The organism is Pseudomonas sp. Pseusp97 (genome assembly GCF_047304025.1).
In the GTDB taxonomy this organism is placed as follows: Bacteria; Pseudomonadota; Gammaproteobacteria; order Pseudomonadales; family Pseudomonadaceae; genus Pseudomonas.
The window spans coordinates 1-254 of the sequence record NZ_JBGLYK010000569.1; the positions used below are offsets into that span (position 1 = coordinate 1).

A 254-nucleotide genomic window follows, 5' to 3' on the forward strand; every position below is an offset into this window, starting at 1 on the left:
GTCACCGCATCCATATGAGGTCCCATCTGTGCAATTCTGGGACCGTGAAAGTCACGTACCCGCCGCTCGTTGTGAACGGCAGGCTGAGTATCGCGCACGCGTCCCATTCGTCCGGACTCGCCATCCACACGTGGCTGATGGGACGTCCGCTGTCGACCTGCCATGAGACTGTGAGGTCGGTGAGACGGTTGCAGGTGCGTCCGTCGTCGTCCGCGCTCGTGACCTGCCAGTTGATGGTGGACACGTCCTTGAGG

General features: G+C 61.8%; 1 protein-coding gene. It reads right to left on the bottom strand.

Annotated elements, in window-relative coordinates:
- Position 1 precedes the first annotated feature (1 nt).
- On the bottom strand, positions 2-254 hold a 253-nt coding region (locus tag ACCC94_RS30375), incomplete at its 5' end, for a glycoside hydrolase family 66 protein (RefSeq protein ID WP_413353255.1).